Here is a 15,961-nt window from a genome sequence, read left to right as displayed (position 1 = left end):
CACTATAATTCTGAAAAATTTATGACAAATTCATTTAATATAAATTACATTTCTTGTAAATAGGCTTTAATTTTAGCATAGCTCTGCTCAGAAAGGGCAGGGCCTTTGGTGCTGACTGTTTCAGCCGCCACATAATTAGCAAAACGAATAGCTTCTGAATCATTCATTCCTAGCTTTTTAGCGCAGATCCATGCTCCGATATGTGAATCACCGGCACCAATCGTATCGATGACATCAGCTTTAAATCCTGCAATCAGTTTTTCCTCATCATTATTTTTCAAATAGGCGCCATCACTTCCGCAAGTAATAATAACGGTATTATGCGTAAGCTGATACAGCTTATCCGCGGCTTCATTTACGGTTTTTGAGCTGGTATAGGCAAGCGCCTCGTCATCGTTGAGATGCAGGATTGGCCGCAGCTGAAACATCGCCTGCAGCCGTTCGGGCTGAATCTTGTCAATGCGGGCACCAGGGGCAAAGATAATTTCAGCATGTGCTGATTCATTCAGATATTGAATTAATGCTTCCCCGGTTTTTTCCTCGATTTCAAGTCCGCAGACATAGATCATATCCCAATCCTCATGCAGATCTTTCAGCCATTCAATGTCAAAGAGATATTCAGCACCATGATGGGAAATAAATGTGCGTTCTCCATGTTCATCAACTAAACAGAGGCAGCAGCCATTATCTAAGCTTGGGATGCACACAAAGGGCCGGCGGTTTTGCGCAGCCAGCAGCTGTTTTATGCAGTCCGCAAAAAAGCCTTCACCACATGGTGAACAATGAATATATGGTAAAGATAAATGATGGGCAATGCTTGAAGCATTATAGGAACAGCCGCCTAAGGCAGCATTCATTGCAGATGTGTTAATATCTTCTTTTAAGCTTGGCAGATGGGGAAGTTCAACAACCATATCCAGTACCGTTGAACCGATAAATAATGTTTTTTTCATAACGTTCCCGCCTTTCACAGCTATCATTTTAACACAGATGATAAGTATTAGCGCTCATCTAATCAATAATTGATGAAATCACTGATTTGACTGGCAAAAAAATACCGCCCCGCTGATATGAAATCAGCAAAGCGGTATTAAAAAGTGAAGCAGCAATGCTATTGATTCATTGCTTCCCATTCTTCCCTTAAGATACCATAGCTCACTGAATCATAATAGGTCCCAGCGACAATACGTGCTTTTCTGTATCTTGCCTCAAGCTTTAGTCCCAGCTTTTCCGCGAGTTTTACCATCGCTTTATTGCCCGACCAAGTTGTAAGACCGATTCTTACAATTTCATCATGCTCAGCAAATAGTCTGTCTATCCACATTTTAAGGGCTGTAAATCCAATTCCTTTATGCCAGTAATCTTCATTGAAAATAACGATGCCAATTTCCATCCAATTGGTTTCTTTTGACTTCCAGTGCCAAGTAACTTGTCCAATTAGTTCATTAGTATCCGCATTGGCAATCATTAAATTATGGCTTTTATAGGTGCCGGCTGTCAGGTCATTTCTTAATACTTCAATTCTTTGCAGAAGCTCTTCTTCAGTTTCGTGTTCAAAGTAAGGCCCATTAAATTCATGAAATTTACGTGATGGTTTATTAAGGTCATAATAACTTTCTAAGTCTGATAATATTAAAGGTCTAAGTATAATTTTTGTCATTGTTTCTCCTCTATTTAGTGAGGGTCAAAGTGTGATATCCCTCCAAGTCTGATTATTAGTTATAGCTGCTGTTTTTTTCATTTTGATCATTCCTTTCTTAATATATTTATTATAACGCTAAAGGTAAGAGATTCAATCAATATGAAAATACTTACTTTTGTGTTTATGCCTTTTTATGGCCAATCTTTTTGACAAGGCTTTAAAGATTGGGTACAATCTATATATTACACGAATTAGAAAGAGGATTTTATGGAACATACAAGAGAAAAATTGTCCTCCCGTTTAGGCTTTATCTTCCTTTCAGCGGGATGTGCAATCGGCTTAGGAAACATTTGGCGGTTTCCTTACATAACAGGCAGATATGGTGGCGGCGCTTTTGTGCTGATTTATCTGTTCTTCTTAGTTGTATTAGGTATTCCGGTTGTGGTAATGGAATATTCAATCGGCCGCAGGTCGCAGCGCAGTATCGCGAGAGCTTTTGATGTATTAGAGAAAAAAGGTCAGAAATGGCATTTGTTCAGCTATGCGGCAATGGCGGGGAACTATTTATTAGTCATGTTTTATACGACTATCTCCGGATGGATGCTGGCATATTTTCTTAAAATGGTCAGCGGTTCATTTGCAGGCTTGGATCAGGCGGGTGTGGCAGATACATTCTCAGCGCTTCAGCAGGACCCAATTCAAAGTGTCTTATTTATGGCAGCGATTATTTTAATTGGTATCGTAATTTGTTCATTAGGCTTACAGAATGGCGTAGAAAGAATTACGAAAATCATGATGACCTGTCTTTTAGCTGTAATGCTGCTTTTAGTTGTGCGTTCAGTGACCTTGCCTAATGCATTAGAAGGGCTTAAGTTTTACTTGATTCCTGATTTTGATAAGCTGCGGGAAGCCGGTATTTACAATGCAATCTATGCAGCTATGGGACAGGCGTGTTTTACCTTAAGCGCGGGAATGGGCGGCATGATGATTTTTGGCAGCTATCTTGATAAAAAACGTACCTTAGGCGGGGAAGCATTAAATGTCATGCTGCTGGATACCTTTGTAGCAATTACCGCAGGTTTAATTATTTTCCCTGCTTGTTTTGCCTACGGTGTACCGGCAGATCAGGGGCCGGGTCTGGTTTTTGTAACCTTGCCTAATATTTTTAATGCAATGCCATTTGGTACCCTATGGGGCAGTTTATTTTTTATCTTTATGAACTTTGCGGCAATCACAACGATTGTAGCTGTATTTGAAAATATCATGGCTTTCAGTATGGACTTATTTCATTGGACAAGAAAGCGCGCCTGTATCGTTAATTTTGTACTGATTACCCTCTTGTCCATTCCATGCGCGTTAGGCTTTTCAATATTGAGCGGCATTCAGCCATTCGGGGCTGGTTCGGCAATCCTTGATTTGGAAGATTTCCTCGTCAGCAATGTCATCATGCCTTTAGGTGCCGTCTTGATTATCTTGTTCTGTACGACAAAACGCGGCTGGGGCTGGCAGCACTTCATTGAAGAAGCGAATACCGGCAAAGGGTTTCATTTCCCGCAGTGGACAAGATTTTATATCAGTTATATACTGCCATGCGCGGTATTGTTTATCTTCATTATGGGAATCATTGATAAATTTGCATAAAATAACAGCTGACCTACCAAGCGTAAGTCAGCTGTTTTAATCGGCGATCATTAATTCGTAACAAGTAAACTCAGGAAATGCCTTGTCTGTGATTACCTTAAGTGAAGCTGTATCGGCATCCTGAAGGGCAAACATGGATTTTTTGCCGAATTTAGAATTATCTGCTAATACATAGGTTTCTTTCGTACAGCCGAGGATGGCTGTTTTTAATTCGCACTCATTATCATCAGGAGCTAATATGCCAAGCTTTAAATCAATCGCGTTGGCGCCGAGAAAGGCTTTGTCATAGCGAAAGCTTTTTAATAAACGCACGGTTTCTTTACCCATCACCGCGTTAGAGCGCATCGACATAAAGCCGCACAGCAGGAAACAATTAATGTTTTTTTCTTTAAACTTCTGGGCCTGCAGGATTCCATTAGTAATAACCGTAATTGAGTTATCGGTAATGAAATCAATCATTGACAAGGTGGTTGACCCGCTGTCGATAAAAATCAGTTCATTAGGCTGAATCAGAGAGGCCGCTTTCTGAGCAATCCGTCTTTTTTCTGAGAGATTGACATTATGCCGCTCCTTGATTGGGGTTTCCGCAGTAACGGTATCAATGCTGCGGATACCGCCATGGTAGCGCTGAATCAGCTGATTGCTTTCCATGCGTTCAAGATCTCTTCGCAAAGTCGCAGGCGATGCATCAACCGCTGTTTCTATCTCCTGAAAGGATAATTTTTCTTTTCCTTCTAATAAATGAAGGATGATGTCTCTTCGTTGTTGATATTTCATAACTATTCCCCTTTTCATAAGCATTATATCATATAAATAACCAAAATAAATGATTATTTGATTATAAAAATGCTTAAATAATCAAAAATAGTGTTTATTTAATCATGTAAGCCCTTGTATATGATGTTTTCTGTACTATAATGAAGATGTAACCAGCGAAGCTATGAAGTGCACATTCATAATTCGCATCTGATTACATCGAGAAACCAAACGTTTGGATAAGGAGAAAGAATATGGAAATTGTAATGGCTCGCATTGATAATCGCTTACTTCATGGTATTACTGCTTCACAATGGGCACCACGCTCACAGGCTCAGCGGCTGATGGTCATCGATGATGAAACAGCTGGCAATGAAATGATGAAAGCCAGTATGAAATTAGCGCGTCCGGCTGGTATGGCATTATCAATTATTGCTTTGGATACAGCAATCACAAATATTAAAAATGGTAAATATGGCAATGAAACGATTTATATAATCACCAAAAAGCTTCAAACCTATCAGCGTTTAATACAGGAAACAGGTGTAAGGATCAAGGCGATCAATATCGGAGCTACCGCTCAAGTAAGCGCTGAAGCGATGAAGGAGAGGACGGTTTTATCTAAATTTGCATCCTTTGATTCAGAGGAAATGCGTATTGCCCAATCACTTTGTGAACAGGGAGTACATTTATATGTTCAATATTTGGCGGCTGATACACCGCATGATTTCTCTGAATATCTTAAGTAATCAATTAATTAACAGGAGGAACAGGGATTATGGTTTTATCACTATGGCAGAATCTTGCCTTAATCATTCTCGCTTTTATGGTGCCAGTCGATAAATATGGTTTTACATTTGGACTTCGCTGGCCGGTTATTACAGCAATGATTGCCGGTGCTATTGTCGGCGATATGAATACTGCATTAATCATCGGCGGTACTTTGCAGCTGATGTCATTAGGTGTCGCATCGATCGGCGGATCAAGTGTGCCGGAATATGGTGTAGGCGCTGTCATCGGCGTAGCTATTGGGGTATCGTCAGGCAGTGTTGAAAGCGGTCTGGCAATCGGTATTCCGGTTGCGATGCTGATGGTTCAATTTGACGTGATCGCTAAGATCTCTCAATCCGTAATCGTGCGTCTGTCTCAGGATTTCTGTAATAAGAAAAAGTTTAAAGAAATGAATCTCATTTTGATGTGCGGACCATTTATTATGGGACTTACTGCCGCGGTGCCGGTAGGAATTGCCTTATTGATTGGCGCTGATGTTGTAAATGCGGTTTTAGCAGCGATGCCGCAGTGGTTTACCGGCGGTTTAAGTATCGCGTCTAAAATGCTGCCGGTAGTTGGTGTTGCGCTGCTGCTGAATTACATGCCAGCTAAAAAGTATCTGCCGGCAATCTTGCTTGGTTATTTCTTAGTGGCATTCATGAATATATCGATGCTTGGGGTAGCTATCGTCAGCGCGATTATCGCCATGGTATTTTATGCATATAAGAATGAAAGCAGCAATGCAGTTGTGAATGGAGGACTTGAAGATGAGTAATCAGACACCAGTTTTAACAAAGAAGGATATCCGCAAGGCCGCGATGCGCTGGATTCCGATGGCGGTCAATACATATACTTATCAATATCAGCAGGCTGGCTCAATCGTGTATTCACTTTCACCTGCACTGCGTAAAATATATGCGGATAATGATGATCATTATGTGGCTTCATTAAACAATCATTATAATTATTTTAATACGCATCCTTGGCTTGCAACTTTGATTCTAGGAGCTGCTTTAGGTATCGAGGATAACGGCGGTGTTGATTCATTGGAGGCTGTACAAAGCTTCAAGGTAGGTATGATGGGCCCGGTAGCAGGTATCGGCGATACATTGATTTGGGTGCTTTATCCGACAATTATTGGTTCAATTGCCGGTTACATGGCGTTAGAGGGCAGTGCAATTGGTGCCGTAGCATGGCTGATTCTCAATATTCTCTGTATCTTCTTAAGAGTAAAAATGTTTGAATGGGGATATGAATCAGGTTCCAAGCTGATTACTACATTAGGGGCTAAGCTTTCTCAATTTACAGAGGCAATGTCAGTAATGGGTTTGATTGTTGCCGGTGCTTTGATTCCATCTGTCGTGAAGGTAAGCACGCCGCTGACCTTTACAGCCGGGGAAGTAACCAAGGAGATTCAAGGTGTCTTTGATGCTATTCTGCCGTTTATGCTGCCTGTTTTATGCACCTTTATTGCTTATAAGCTGATCCGTTCAGGAAAGGTCAAGGTTACAGCGCTTATTTTAATCATTGTGGTATTCTCAATGGTCTGCGCAGCCTTTGGATTGTTGGCCTAATATGCGAAGAATTGTATTAGCGTCACATCATCAAATGGCAGATGGACTGAAGGATACTTTACAGTTTCTAAGCGCCATGGAAAATGTATCTGCCATCAGTGCTTATATCGATGAGACATTGATTGAAGATCAGATTGATAAGCTGTTTAATGAATTTGATGAAGAAGATGAAATCTTTATTTTAACGGATATGCTGGGCGGCAGTGTGAATCAGAAATTCTTTGGCAGAATGAATGATCATGTACATGTTATCTGCGGCATGAATCTGCCGTTGGCTTTAACCTTGGCGCTGCAGCCGGAAGGCAGACTGACCGCGGCACAGGTGGCAGATATTGTGGCAGAAGCACGGAATCAGTTAATTTATATGAATACTTATCAGCAGTCAGAAAATGATGACGATGAGTAAAAGGGGGAAATTATGCGTACAATTATGATTCTGCATGATACATTAAGAAGAGATATGCTGTCATGCTACAATCCGGATACGGATGTAAAGACGCCCAATATGGATGCGCTGGCTGCCGATTCAATTGTTTTCGATAAGCATTTTACCGGTTCTATGCCATGTATGCCGGCACGGCGTGATATAATGTGCGGCCGTTTAAATTTCCTTGACCGCAGCTGGGGGCCGATTGAGATATTCGATGAAACATTGCCTAAAACTTTAAGTAATAAAGGTATACGTTCGCATATGATTACTGATCATGCCCACTACTTCAGAATCGGCGGTGAGAATTACTGTCAGCAATTTTCAACGTATGAGTTCTTCCGCGGTCAGGAGAGCGATCCATGGGTTTCCCTGATTGACGATCCTAAGATGCCGAAGGATTTCTTCGGTGAGGTTAAACGTCAGTATGAATGCAACCGCACGAAGCTGAAAGGCGAAGCGGATTATCCAAGTGTGAAATGCTTTAAGGCTGCGATGGATTGGGTAGATGCCAACCAGGACAGTGATGATTTCTTCCTGATGGTAGAAACCTTTGATCCACATGAGCCTTTTGACGTACCAAGGGAATATCTTGATTTATACCATGATGATTATGATGGCCCGCATTTTGATTTGCCTAAGTATCATAAAATCGATGAAGAAACAGAAGAGGCTATGGAGCATCTGAAACATCGATATAAGGCACTGATTACCATGACGGATAAAAATCTGGGATTATTTATTGATAAGCTCAAAGCGGCAGGCATGTATGAGGATACCATGATTATCTTGACAACTGACCATGGCTATTGTCTTGGTGAGCGTGAATTTATCGGTAAGAATTATATGCCGTACTATAATGAATTATCCAATATACCCTTAATTATTCATTTGCCAAAGCATGAGCATGCGGGCGAACACCGTAATGAAATCACGCAGAATATTGATTTAATGCCAACCATTTTAGAATATCATAAAGTTGATATTCCAGAACGGGTAACAGGTAAATCATTATGGCCGCTGATTAACGAAAAAAAGCCGGTTAAAGAGTATGCACTCTACGGCTGTCATGGATTAAGTGTCAATCTGTTTGATGGCAGATATACTTATTTCAGAGCACCAAGACGTGATGACTGCTGTTTTGAATATACGACTTCACTGACCACGATACGCAATTGGCTGGGAAAAGAGATTGCGGAAAAGATTGAATGCGGACACTTCATGAAAGATGTAGATCTGCCGGTGTATAAAGTTCCGGCAGTTAAGAATGCAATTGTCAGCGATAATCAATATCTGAAACAGGATGCTTTATATGATATTGAAAGTGATCCGAAGCAGCTTCATTCAATTTCTGATGGAACGCTTATTAAAGCTATGGAACAGAAATTAAGCAAAGCGATGAGCGAGCATTTCGCACCAGATGAACAATGGCTGCGTTTAGGTCTGGATAAATAACATAAACCTCCCGGTTTTGATCTGGGAGGTTTTATTTTGGCTTAGCATCAGATACGTGCCAGCTGCCGTTTTTAGTGGCTCCAACGCGTTGGATTTTGCCTTCAGCTTTTAAACGGGCAAGCAGCCGTTCAATTTGCCGTTTTGTTAGAGCCAGCTGTTCAGCAAGCCGGTCAGCTGTTAATTTAGGATCATGCCTCAACAATAGAAGAATTTTTTCTTCATTTGTTCCGACATTTACACCGACATTTATACCGACATCTTCCTCTGTTTTAAATTCAATAAGCGCGGCTTTAATAATATTCAGCATAAGTTCAACAAAAACAGTTGATTCACCGGCTGTATTAGCAGCATTAAGCGCATAGTAATATCCTTCTTGCTGTTGGAAAATCAGGGTTTCAATTGGCAGCCATGCAAAAAACGTTTTCCATTTTTGCAAAATCAATGAATGCTAAAGACGTCCGGTTCTGCCATTGCCATCAGAAAAAGGATAGATAAATTCAAATTCATAGTGAAAAATACAAGATTTGATTAATGGGTGCATAATTTAAGATTCGATGATAGTGTCTCGGTTAAAGTGAGATGCCGGCAAGCTCACCAATTTCAATTACTAAAGTCGTAATTTCTTCATTCATTGTAAAGGGCGGCTCATATTGTTCAGACATTGCAGTACCCCCATTTAATTATCTGTATAAATTAATTAACATTAAGTATTAGCAATTTTGAAGCAGGCATGCTTAAAAGCGAACTAAGCCGTTTTCTTCTTGAATAGATTTTCAAAAGTGAGTGTTATTATTCCTCTTTATTATGTTTATAAAAACAGTATAAAGAAAGCAGAAACAAGACGATTGCCATTAATCCTCCGTAATTTAAAGGAAGGCTGTTACTATACATGGTTCCGCCCGAAAGACCATTAGGGGATAAAGATGCAAGGCAAATAACTAAAGCAGCACCTACTAAAGCTATAACTCCACTTAAAAAATACATCATAATCAACTCCTTTTGATGACAAACCTTAAATTAACAATAAGCATAATAACTAATCATTAATACAGTGATGATTTCTAACTTAATTCTCACTTAAATATGTCATTCCGTCAATATATAAATGTCCTATCTCTAAAAATTTCGTAAAATAACATTATATGATAATTGCTGAACAGCTAAATATAATCAATGATGCGGAATAGATTAATAAGATGGCATGTAAGTTCAGTTAGGCATCAGATGAGAATTTTGCCGCCGCTAGGCTTAGAGCAATAAATACGAACCAATTGTTAGAATTATTACGCAAAAAAAGCGAACTAAGCCGCTTTCTTCTTGAATAGATTTTCAAATATACCTTCCGAGACAAATACCGAGGTCAGCATCAGGCAGCCGCCGATGACAATACGGATGGTCAGCGGCTGGCCGAGTATGACAACACCAGCCAAAGTGCCGACGGTTGATTCCTGTGACAGCAAAATCGTAGCCGTTGATGCCGGTACATGCTGCTGACCCTTCATCTGCAGGAGAACAGCCAATGCACTGCTGAAGATAGCGACAAACAAGACTGAGAACCAGCCGACATGAGGAATTTCGGTCTGTGCAGTGATCGGCATAAAAATAATAGAACAGATTGCCATCATAAAGAGCTGGATGGCGGTAATGGCAACCGGATCACCAAACTGGGCTGCACGATTAGCAAATATGATTTGAAGAGCAAAGAAAACAGCGCCCAGAATCAGCAATAAATCACCAGGCATGATTGTTAATGCGGAAGTAAGAGAAAGTACGGCAGTACCTACTAATGCAAAGCAGCAACCGATAAAAACCCTGCGTTCAACTTTTTGTTTAAAAATGATAAAAAGCAGTAAAGGAACAAAAATTACATTTAAAGCAGTTAAAAATGCTGAATTGGCAACTGTTGAGCTTTGCTGGCCCAGAGTTTGAAACGCAAAGCCTAAAAAATACATTAAACCCGTAACAGCGCCGCTTAATAATAAATCTTTATTCTTCCACCATTTATTTTTTATTGAAAAAGGAAATAAAACCAGACCGCCGATCAAGCCGCGCATAAACAGCAAGGGGAAAGCCTGCCAGCCAGCATCAAGCGCACCTTGGACACCGACAAAGCCCAGTCCCCAGATTACAGCGGTTGATAATAGACAAAGTTTCGCTTTTGTTTGTGTATTCATTATGATCCTCCCAAAACTGTTCCTATTTTCTCATAAATAGCGGTTATTGGAAAGTAAAAAATAAAATTAAATTTAAAGATAAGAGCTTACAGCGCGTATATAGAACTAGGAGGCGTTGTATGGAGGAGAGTAAGCTTTGGCAGTTTAAACATCAGATTAAAGAAGAGGTTAAAGATTTATTGAATGATGATGAATGCTGGGAAATGATGGCAATGCTTTATTTAATCATGCAGGAGGAATTATTTGTTACCTTATTAAAATACAGCAATTACCAAGGCTCATCCAATGACCTTTTAAGCTTGATTGAACAGGAGGATGAGATGAAGTTAATTATTAAGACAGCGATGATTGAATTTATTAATGATGCTGCCGCTCGTTCATCCATCTGCAAGGCATTGGTACTGCTTAAAGATCAGCTGACACACATACAGGTATTGATTGATGAGAATGAAAAAGATCAGCAAGGCTGAAACACTGCGTTTGGATCATGTCAGTAAGCTTTATGGCGAGAAAAGGGGTGTATGCGATTTATCCTTTACTGCCAAGGCCGGGCATATTATCGGTATTTTGGGTACAAATGGTTCAGGCAAGACTACAACGTTTCGCATGCTGCTTGGCTTGATTGAAAAAAACAGCGGGCATATTTTTTATGGCAAACAAGAGCTGGATCATCAGGATAAACGATTATTTGGTTATCTGCCGGAGGAGCGCAGTATGCTTAGAGATTTGAGCGTAAAGGATCAGATTGCCTATCTCGCTCGATTGAAACGGATGGAGCGTTTAGAAATTGAAATGGCTTTGGATCAATGGCTGGCAGAATTAAAAATTGAACAATATCGTTCACAGCGAATCATTGAATTATCAAAGGGCAACCAGCAAAAGGTACAGGTTATTTGTTCGCTGATTCATGATCCGAAGATTTTGATATTTGATGAACCGTTAAACGGACTCGATCTGGATAATGTGATTTTGTTTAAAAATCTGTGTCTGAAATTGAAGCAGCAGGGTAAAACGATTCTGATCTCATCCCATCAGTACAATAACATTGAAGATCTATGCGATGATGTTGTTTATTTATCACAGGGTGATTGTTTATTTAAAGGCAATCTTCAGCAATTAAAACAGCGAAGCGCATTCCGCATCTTTTCACTGTGCAATGACTGCGCGGGCGATTTTATTGATGAGGCAGGTGTCATCAGTGTCAGCAGAGAAGGCAATTGGACAACGCTTAAAGTTGAAAGCCAGCAGGCCGCAGACCGCTTGACACGCAAGTGTCTGCGTAATAAGATTACTGATTTTCGCTGTGAGACAGTGGCTTTGCAGGATTTAATCAGGGAGGCATTAGATGGGCGAGCTGGTTAAATTCTCATTGAAACGTCGTTTTGTGAATACGGCAACGATCTTATTGAATGTGATGCTTTGTCTGGTATTGGGTGCCGCCTTTTTCGCTGATAAGCTGGTTGATTTGATTAATCCTCAGCTTTTTGAGGAACGAGTGATCTATTTATGCAATCTTGATGAGCGGATTGTTGACAGCTTGTTTGAAAGTGAACAGAGCGGTTTGAAATTTATTGTCAGTGAGGAAGATCCTAAACACTTGATCACAGAAGATAATCGGGCGATGGTGCTGGAGTATCAGCAGGGATACATCCTGCATACACTTTATAAGGCTGACAGTCTGTTGGTTCATTCACTGTCAGCATTGCTTTCACAGACGCATCAGACGCTGGCCTTATTGTCTTTAGTTACAAGCAGTGAAGAATTTGAGAGTATTATGTCACCGATTCTGATTGAGAATCAAGTGCAGAATGAGGGGATTGAAGTTTCAGAAGACCGTCAAAACTTGATTTTTATGGTTATTACTTCAATTTATTTCACAATGCTGAGCTTTTCCACAACGGTTGCGAATGAAGTTATCTATGAAAAATCGACGAAAACATTAGAGCTGATTCTTACATCAGTCAGTGCCAAAGCGCATTTTTTATCGAAGATGGTGGTTGGTTGGCTGGCGATTTTTATCCAGATGCTGTTGGTATGCGGATATCTGCTGCTTTGGTTTATCATCCGCAATAGTTTCGATCAGGGGAATCAGCTGCTGCTGTTCATTGAAAAGGCGGGTCTTTTGAATAACGGCTGTAAAACCTTTGCGGAATTGTTGGGACAGATTCATTTAGAGCCCTCTTTCATTTTAAAGCTGCTCTTTATTCTGGCTTTCTTATATACAGGGATTTTGTTTATTCAAATGATTTTAGTGATTCTGTCCAGCTTTATAGCCAATGTTGAAGAAGCCGGCAACATTCAGGCGCCCTTTTATCTGATTTTGATGGGTGTGTATTATTTTGCTTTATCGGTGAATACTCCTTATCAGATGAGTGAAGGCATTGGCTTTATTTTATCCTTCCTGCCTTTTTTCTCAATGTTATTTATGCCCTGCCGGCTGCTGATTCAAAATGTATCAATGTTTGAGTTAATGCTGTCTTATATGATATCGTTTAGTGCCATATTCTTCGTTGTGAAAAAGGGCAGTGCTGTGTATCAGCGCGGTGTTCTTGATTATTCAAGCAAGGGGGCGCTGGGTGTTATTAAAGGGATCCTTGATCATCCCGGAAAGGAGAAATCATGAATCGAAAAGGAATGAAAACACTGGAATTAGTAAGTTTGATTCTGCTTAGTCTATTGATATTGATGCTGCTTACTGGCTGGCAGTCGATGCCGGATACCGTCGCTTTATTAAAAGATCAGCGGGGACATACGATTTTAAGCGGCAGCCGCTACTTGCTGGTATTTTTCCTAGCTGTTACGCTTTTGATATATGGTTTTACGCAATGGCTGAAAGCCAGTAAATACATTGACCGGCGGCTGGAAGCTTATCCTATGGATTCCTTGACCCGCTACTATAAAAAGGAGCGTATTCTTTATGGTTTGATGACCCTGCGGTGTGAGCTTTTGGTATTAATCGCATTGATTGAATTAAATATTATCGCCCGTGTCAATGTGACACCTTCAGTTCTTTTCATGACTGTTATGCTGGCTGCGACTTTGTTATATGAAAAGTTTAGTTTAAAGAATCTGGTAAAATAAAGGCTAAACATGATAGAATGATAGATAGCTGGAGGGATATTATGAACAAACGTCTGGGCTATCTGATCTATGTTGCGGTTATTTTAGGACTGAATGTTTTTGCTTATGTCACTAAGATTGATTTAAGTATGTTTTGGCTTGGCGGTGTTTTGGTTCTGCTGCTTGTGACTTTACGCAGTGACAGTCAGCGGCCTAAATATAAATTAAATAAATTTCAGGATGAGCTGAGCGATAAAATGGAAGCAAAGGCTCTTGATGAAGTTAAAAATAAGGAACAAAGCAAAAAGCTGAAGCTGACTGGCAAACAATGTCTGTATCTGATTTGGCCGTTGCTGGTCAATTGCGTAGTTGTTTATTTTTGGTTTTAACCATTAAAAAAGCCCGTCGTGTGATGGGCTTTATTTATATAATTTGATTCTTGCATTCACCGGCTTGAAAATCAAGGCAGTTCTGCAAGGCTGTACGGGCCAGTGCTTCTTTAGCATGTACCGTTAAACCGGCAATATGCGGGGTTATGATTACTTTTGGAAACAAGGCGATCAGACGCTTGATTTTTGGATCATCAATTTCAGCGGCTTGTTTACCAAAAAGGTTTTTTTCGTTTTCAATTACATCGCAGGCATAACCGCCAAGCTGGCCGCTTTCAATCGCGTCGGCAATCGCGTCAATGTCAGCCAATTCACCGCGGGCGGTATTGATTAAAATACTGCCCTTTTTCATTTGCTTCAAACACTCGGCATTCATAAAGTGATAGTTTTGATCCGGAAAATAGGGCAGATGCAGGCATAAAATATCACTGCGGGCAATGACCACATCTAATGAAACATTATTCAGATCAGCTCTTGGATATTTGTCATAAACAATTACATCAGCACCTAAGCCCATAAAGGCTTTGGCAGTTTCAGCACCAATTGCACCGGTGCCGATAACTCCGACTACACTGTCGCGGATCTCTGTAAATAAGGTTGGCCGTTTAGGAAAATAGCCGCCTTTGCCTAGATCAGCAATTTCAAATAAATTTCGATTCATTGCCAAGGCTAAGGCTACAGTTAATTCACTGATAGCGTTGGGTGAATAGGCTCGTACATTTGCGACATGAACACCATATTGTTTAGCTAAATCAATCTGAATGTGATCATAACCGGTTGATTTAGTGATCAGATAATGCACGTTATATCGCTGCATCAAGGAAAAGAATTCATGCCCGCATGGGCGTACCCCTAAATTGTTGGTAATGACGGCAAAAACATCAGTAAGCAGACCCGCATTTTCTTCATTCAAGTCTTCATGAAGAATAGTTAAATCGAAATGAAATTCCTGATCATTTAGCTTTGTCAGATATTTAATATCACGATCACTTGCATTAATAGATAAAATTTTCATCAATCATTCCCTCCTAAAAGTGTTTCTAAACCTTTTAAAATCAGCTGATGATCCTCCTCAGGCTTCAAACCGGAGACGGCGACAGCGCCGATGCAGCCTACCTTTTTCACAAGGATGGGGAAAGCACCAGGAGTTAAGGTCATATCATGCAGCGAACACCCGTATTTACTGGCCAGCAGATTTTCATCTCCCTTACATTTAGTATACATGAATTGGGTTGAATGCGCGAAGTGTAAGACCGTATTCCGCTTACGGCGCAGCCAATTATCCTTATCAGCAGTACAATGATCAGTGCTGAAATGAAAGAGCGTTCTGCCGTTGGCATAAATATCAGCACATAAATCAATTTGATGTGCTTTCGCATACTTATAGAAAAAAGTACCCAGCGCAAAAGCCATGTCAGCTGTAAAACAGTCAAAAACCGCATTTTCTTCATTTAAACAGCTCTTATCCATTAGTAATTCCTCCTTCAGAAGTATTTTTAGTCATAAATGAAACGATCGTAATAATGATCAGCAATGAACCGCCTGATAAGATCGAAGTCATCAGGTTCTTCGTAAGCAAGCCGCTGAATAGAATGATTGAGCCGTCAATACAGAACATAATCACTCTTAAAGGCACACCTTTCAGTACCTTTTGAATCAATAGACTCAATGTATCAGTGCCGCCGGTTGCGGCTCCTACTTGAAGGCAGTTACCGATGGCTGTACCGACACAGCATGCTCCTAATACCGCGCATACATAAATGTTATCAGTAATATAAGGGATACTTAGATGCGGTACCTGACTGATTAAAAAGGGTGACATTAAGGCAGCAAATAATACTTTAATTCCAAATCCGCGGCCTAAGAAGATCGCGGAACAGATTAAAAGCGGTCCGGTAATCGAAAGCGTAACTAATGAAGTTGGCAGCTGTAGAAAGTTGGAAATAATAATCGCCAGGCCGGTCAGTCCGCCGGGTGCCAGTGAATGTTGAGAGAAAAAGATGTTAACAGCAATGGCAATCAGCAGAGAAGAGGCCGCGATGCGGATAAATTCAATAAGCACTCGTTTCATA

At 40.4% G+C, this 15,961-nt stretch carries 21 protein-coding genes; 11 read left to right on the top strand and 10 right to left on the bottom strand.

From position 1 onward, the window contains the following. Positions 1 to 44: 44 nt before the first annotated feature. Complete coding sequence (locus tag DWZ33_RS07710; protein WP_182425574.1) at positions 45 to 953, bottom strand: carbohydrate kinase family protein; 909 nt, start codon at positions 951 to 953, stop codon at positions 45 to 47. A 158-nt stretch (positions 954 to 1,111) separates the two neighbouring features. Then, positions 1,112 to 1,660: a GNAT family N-acetyltransferase gene (locus tag DWZ33_RS07705; RefSeq protein ID WP_118454389.1), complete on the bottom strand. Its 549-nt coding sequence runs from the start codon at positions 1,658 to 1,660 to the stop codon at positions 1,112 to 1,114. A 249-nt stretch (positions 1,661 to 1,909) separates the two neighbouring features. Between DWZ33_RS07705 and DWZ33_RS07700 the strand changes: the two genes are divergently transcribed. Next, positions 1,910 to 3,283, top strand: a complete 1,374-nt coding sequence (locus DWZ33_RS07700; RefSeq protein WP_118454388.1) for a sodium-dependent transporter — start codon at positions 1,910 to 1,912, stop codon at positions 3,281 to 3,283. Between the two features lie 36 nt (positions 3,284 to 3,319). Here the strand turns inward: DWZ33_RS07700 and DWZ33_RS07695 are convergent, their stop codons facing one another. Beyond that, positions 3,320 to 4,060, bottom strand: coding sequence for a DeoR/GlpR family DNA-binding transcription regulator (locus DWZ33_RS07695; protein ID WP_022939218.1), 741 nt, complete (start codon positions 4,058 to 4,060; stop codon positions 3,320 to 3,322). Positions 4,061 to 4,293: 233 nt separating this feature from the next. Between DWZ33_RS07695 and DWZ33_RS07690 the strand changes: the two genes are divergently transcribed. From DWZ33_RS07690 to DWZ33_RS07670, 5 genes are read left to right on the top strand one after another with little or no spacing between them, the layout of a single operon-like run. Then, positions 4,294 to 4,788 (top strand): PTS sugar transporter subunit IIB, encoded by a 495-nt coding sequence (locus DWZ33_RS07690; protein ID WP_022939217.1) that lies wholly within the window; start codon positions 4,294 to 4,296, stop codon positions 4,786 to 4,788. Positions 4,789 to 4,817: 29 nt separating this feature from the next. Beyond that, a complete protein-coding gene (locus DWZ33_RS07685; protein WP_022939216.1) occupies positions 4,818 to 5,585 on the top strand; it encodes a PTS mannose/fructose/sorbose/N-acetylgalactosamine transporter subunit IIC in 768 nt (255 codons plus the stop codon). Further along, complete coding sequence (locus DWZ33_RS07680) at positions 5,578 to 6,384, top strand: PTS system mannose/fructose/sorbose family transporter subunit IID (RefSeq protein ID WP_118454386.1); 807 nt, start codon at positions 5,578 to 5,580, stop codon at positions 6,382 to 6,384. Before DWZ33_RS07685 ends, DWZ33_RS07680 begins: the two co-directional genes overlap by 8 nt. A gap of 1 nt (position 6,385) precedes the next feature. Beyond that, a complete protein-coding gene (locus DWZ33_RS07675; protein WP_022939214.1) occupies positions 6,386 to 6,790 on the top strand; it encodes a PTS sugar transporter subunit IIA in 405 nt (134 codons plus the stop codon). Positions 6,791 to 6,802: 12 nt separating this feature from the next. Then, the gene (locus DWZ33_RS07670; RefSeq protein WP_118454385.1) at positions 6,803 to 8,266 is read left to right on the top strand and encodes a sulfatase; all 1,464 of its coding nucleotides are present in this window, start codon (positions 6,803 to 6,805) and stop codon (positions 8,264 to 8,266) included. A 31-nt stretch (positions 8,267 to 8,297) separates the two neighbouring features. Here the strand turns inward: DWZ33_RS07670 and DWZ33_RS07665 are convergent, their stop codons facing one another. The 4 genes from DWZ33_RS07665 to DWZ33_RS07655 all read right to left on the bottom strand — a co-directional run bounded on the left by DWZ33_RS07665 (position 8,298) and on the right by DWZ33_RS07655 (position 10,440). Continuing rightward, positions 8,298 to 8,702: an HTH domain-containing protein gene (locus tag DWZ33_RS07665; protein ID WP_220452410.1), complete on the bottom strand. Its 405-nt coding sequence runs from the start codon at positions 8,700 to 8,702 to the stop codon at positions 8,298 to 8,300. Positions 8,703 to 8,714: 12 nt separating this feature from the next. Beyond that, positions 8,715 to 8,807: a Fic family protein gene (locus DWZ33_RS18130; protein WP_276330532.1), complete on the bottom strand. Its 93-nt coding sequence runs from the start codon at positions 8,805 to 8,807 to the stop codon at positions 8,715 to 8,717. 248 nt (positions 8,808 to 9,055) lie between these two features. After that, the gene (locus tag DWZ33_RS07660) at positions 9,056 to 9,253 is read right to left on the bottom strand and encodes a hypothetical protein (RefSeq protein ID WP_147352875.1); all 198 of its coding nucleotides are present in this window, start codon (positions 9,251 to 9,253) and stop codon (positions 9,056 to 9,058) included. Between the two features lie 314 nt (positions 9,254 to 9,567). Continuing rightward, the gene (locus DWZ33_RS07655) at positions 9,568 to 10,440 is read right to left on the bottom strand and encodes a DMT family transporter (RefSeq protein ID WP_022939210.1); all 873 of its coding nucleotides are present in this window, start codon (positions 10,438 to 10,440) and stop codon (positions 9,568 to 9,570) included. A 119-nt stretch (positions 10,441 to 10,559) separates the two neighbouring features. Between DWZ33_RS07655 and DWZ33_RS07650 the strand changes: the two genes are divergently transcribed. The 5 genes from DWZ33_RS07650 to DWZ33_RS07630 are packed head-to-tail and all read left to right on the top strand — an operon-like array spanning position 10,560 to position 13,889. Further along, complete coding sequence (locus tag DWZ33_RS07650; protein WP_118454383.1) at positions 10,560 to 10,910, top strand: hypothetical protein; 351 nt, start codon at positions 10,560 to 10,562, stop codon at positions 10,908 to 10,910. Continuing rightward, positions 10,882 to 11,802, top strand: a complete 921-nt coding sequence (locus DWZ33_RS07645; RefSeq protein WP_118454382.1) for an ABC transporter ATP-binding protein — start codon at positions 10,882 to 10,884, stop codon at positions 11,800 to 11,802. Before DWZ33_RS07650 ends, DWZ33_RS07645 begins: the two co-directional genes overlap by 29 nt. Then, positions 11,786 to 13,063, top strand: a complete 1,278-nt coding sequence (locus DWZ33_RS07640) for an ABC transporter permease (protein WP_022939207.1) — start codon at positions 11,786 to 11,788, stop codon at positions 13,061 to 13,063. The genes DWZ33_RS07645 and DWZ33_RS07640 overlap by 17 nt, the downstream gene beginning before the upstream one ends. Then, positions 13,060 to 13,521: a hypothetical protein gene (locus tag DWZ33_RS07635; RefSeq protein WP_118454381.1), complete on the top strand. Its 462-nt coding sequence runs from the start codon at positions 13,060 to 13,062 to the stop codon at positions 13,519 to 13,521. The genes DWZ33_RS07640 and DWZ33_RS07635 overlap by 4 nt, the downstream gene beginning before the upstream one ends. A gap of 41 nt (positions 13,522 to 13,562) precedes the next feature. Beyond that, positions 13,563 to 13,889 carry a hypothetical protein gene (locus tag DWZ33_RS07630; protein ID WP_022939205.1) on the top strand — a complete coding sequence of 109 codons (327 nt, stop codon included), beginning with the start codon at positions 13,563 to 13,565 and terminating at the stop codon, positions 13,887 to 13,889. A 34-nt stretch (positions 13,890 to 13,923) separates the two neighbouring features. On the opposite strand, the gene DWZ33_RS07625 is transcribed toward DWZ33_RS07630, so the two are convergent. From DWZ33_RS07625 to DWZ33_RS07615, 3 genes are read right to left on the bottom strand one after another with little or no spacing between them, the layout of a single operon-like run. Next, positions 13,924 to 14,904: an NAD(P)-dependent oxidoreductase gene (locus DWZ33_RS07625; protein WP_118454380.1), complete on the bottom strand. Its 981-nt coding sequence runs from the start codon at positions 14,902 to 14,904 to the stop codon at positions 13,924 to 13,926. Continuing rightward, positions 14,904 to 15,359 carry a heme-binding protein gene (locus tag DWZ33_RS07620; RefSeq protein WP_118454379.1) on the bottom strand — a complete coding sequence of 152 codons (456 nt, stop codon included), beginning with the start codon at positions 15,357 to 15,359 and terminating at the stop codon, positions 14,904 to 14,906. The genes DWZ33_RS07625 and DWZ33_RS07620 overlap by 1 nt, the downstream gene beginning before the upstream one ends. After that, positions 15,352 to 15,960 carry a YitT family protein gene (locus DWZ33_RS07615; protein ID WP_022939202.1) on the bottom strand — a complete coding sequence of 203 codons (609 nt, stop codon included), beginning with the start codon at positions 15,958 to 15,960 and terminating at the stop codon, positions 15,352 to 15,354. The genes DWZ33_RS07620 and DWZ33_RS07615 overlap by 8 nt, the downstream gene beginning before the upstream one ends. Position 15,961: the final 1 nt, after the last annotated feature.

The sequence above is a fragment of the Dielma fastidiosa genome, from assembly GCF_003475485.1.
GTDB lineage: Bacteria > Bacillota_I > Bacilli_A > Erysipelotrichales > Erysipelotrichaceae > Dielma > Dielma fastidiosa.
This window is presented reverse-complemented; position numbering and strand designations above follow the sequence as displayed.

Bases quoted from the DNA above. Each gene is read 5' to 3' on its own strand.
- DWZ33_RS07655 (WP_022939210.1), bottom strand. From the start codon at position 10,440: ATGAATACACAAACAAAAGCGAAACTTTGTCTATTATCAACCGCTGTA.
- DWZ33_RS07680 (WP_118454386.1), top strand. From the start codon at position 5,578: ATGAGTAATCAGACACCAGTTTTAACAAAGAAGGATATCCGCAAGGCC.
- DWZ33_RS07705 (WP_118454389.1), bottom strand. From the start codon at position 1,660: ATGACAAAAATTATACTTAGACCTTTAATATTATCAGACTTAGAAAGT.
- DWZ33_RS18130 (WP_276330532.1), bottom strand. From the start codon at position 8,807: ATGCACCCATTAATCAAATCTTGTATTTTTCACTATGAATTTGAATTT.
- DWZ33_RS07660 (WP_147352875.1), bottom strand. From the start codon at position 9,253: ATGATGTATTTTTTAAGTGGAGTTATAGCTTTAGTAGGTGCTGCTTTA.
- DWZ33_RS07685 (WP_022939216.1), top strand. From the start codon at position 4,818: ATGGTTTTATCACTATGGCAGAATCTTGCCTTAATCATTCTCGCTTTT.
- DWZ33_RS07690 (WP_022939217.1), top strand. From the start codon at position 4,294: ATGGAAATTGTAATGGCTCGCATTGATAATCGCTTACTTCATGGTATT.
- DWZ33_RS07630 (WP_022939205.1), top strand. From the start codon at position 13,563: ATGAACAAACGTCTGGGCTATCTGATCTATGTTGCGGTTATTTTAGGA.
- DWZ33_RS07650 (WP_118454383.1), top strand. From the start codon at position 10,560: ATGGAGGAGAGTAAGCTTTGGCAGTTTAAACATCAGATTAAAGAAGAG.
- DWZ33_RS07670 (WP_118454385.1), top strand. From the start codon at position 6,803: ATGCGTACAATTATGATTCTGCATGATACATTAAGAAGAGATATGCTG.
- DWZ33_RS07625 (WP_118454380.1), bottom strand. From the start codon at position 14,904: ATGAAAATTTTATCTATTAATGCAAGTGATCGTGATATTAAATATCTG.
- DWZ33_RS07635 (WP_118454381.1), top strand. From the start codon at position 13,060: ATGAATCGAAAAGGAATGAAAACACTGGAATTAGTAAGTTTGATTCTG.
- DWZ33_RS07620 (WP_118454379.1), bottom strand. From the start codon at position 15,359: ATGGATAAGAGCTGTTTAAATGAAGAAAATGCGGTTTTTGACTGTTTT.
- DWZ33_RS07675 (WP_022939214.1), top strand. From the start codon at position 6,386: ATGCGAAGAATTGTATTAGCGTCACATCATCAAATGGCAGATGGACTG.
- DWZ33_RS07710 (WP_182425574.1), bottom strand. From the start codon at position 953: ATGAAAAAAACATTATTTATCGGTTCAACGGTACTGGATATGGTTGTT.
- DWZ33_RS07695 (WP_022939218.1), bottom strand. From the start codon at position 4,060: ATGAAATATCAACAACGAAGAGACATCATCCTTCATTTATTAGAAGGA.
- DWZ33_RS07645 (WP_118454382.1), top strand. From the start codon at position 10,882: ATGAGAATGAAAAAGATCAGCAAGGCTGAAACACTGCGTTTGGATCAT.
- DWZ33_RS07615 (WP_022939202.1), bottom strand. From the start codon at position 15,960: ATGAAACGAGTGCTTATTGAATTTATCCGCATCGCGGCCTCTTCTCTG.
- DWZ33_RS07700 (WP_118454388.1), top strand. From the start codon at position 1,910: ATGGAACATACAAGAGAAAAATTGTCCTCCCGTTTAGGCTTTATCTTC.
- DWZ33_RS07640 (WP_022939207.1), top strand. From the start codon at position 11,786: ATGGGCGAGCTGGTTAAATTCTCATTGAAACGTCGTTTTGTGAATACG.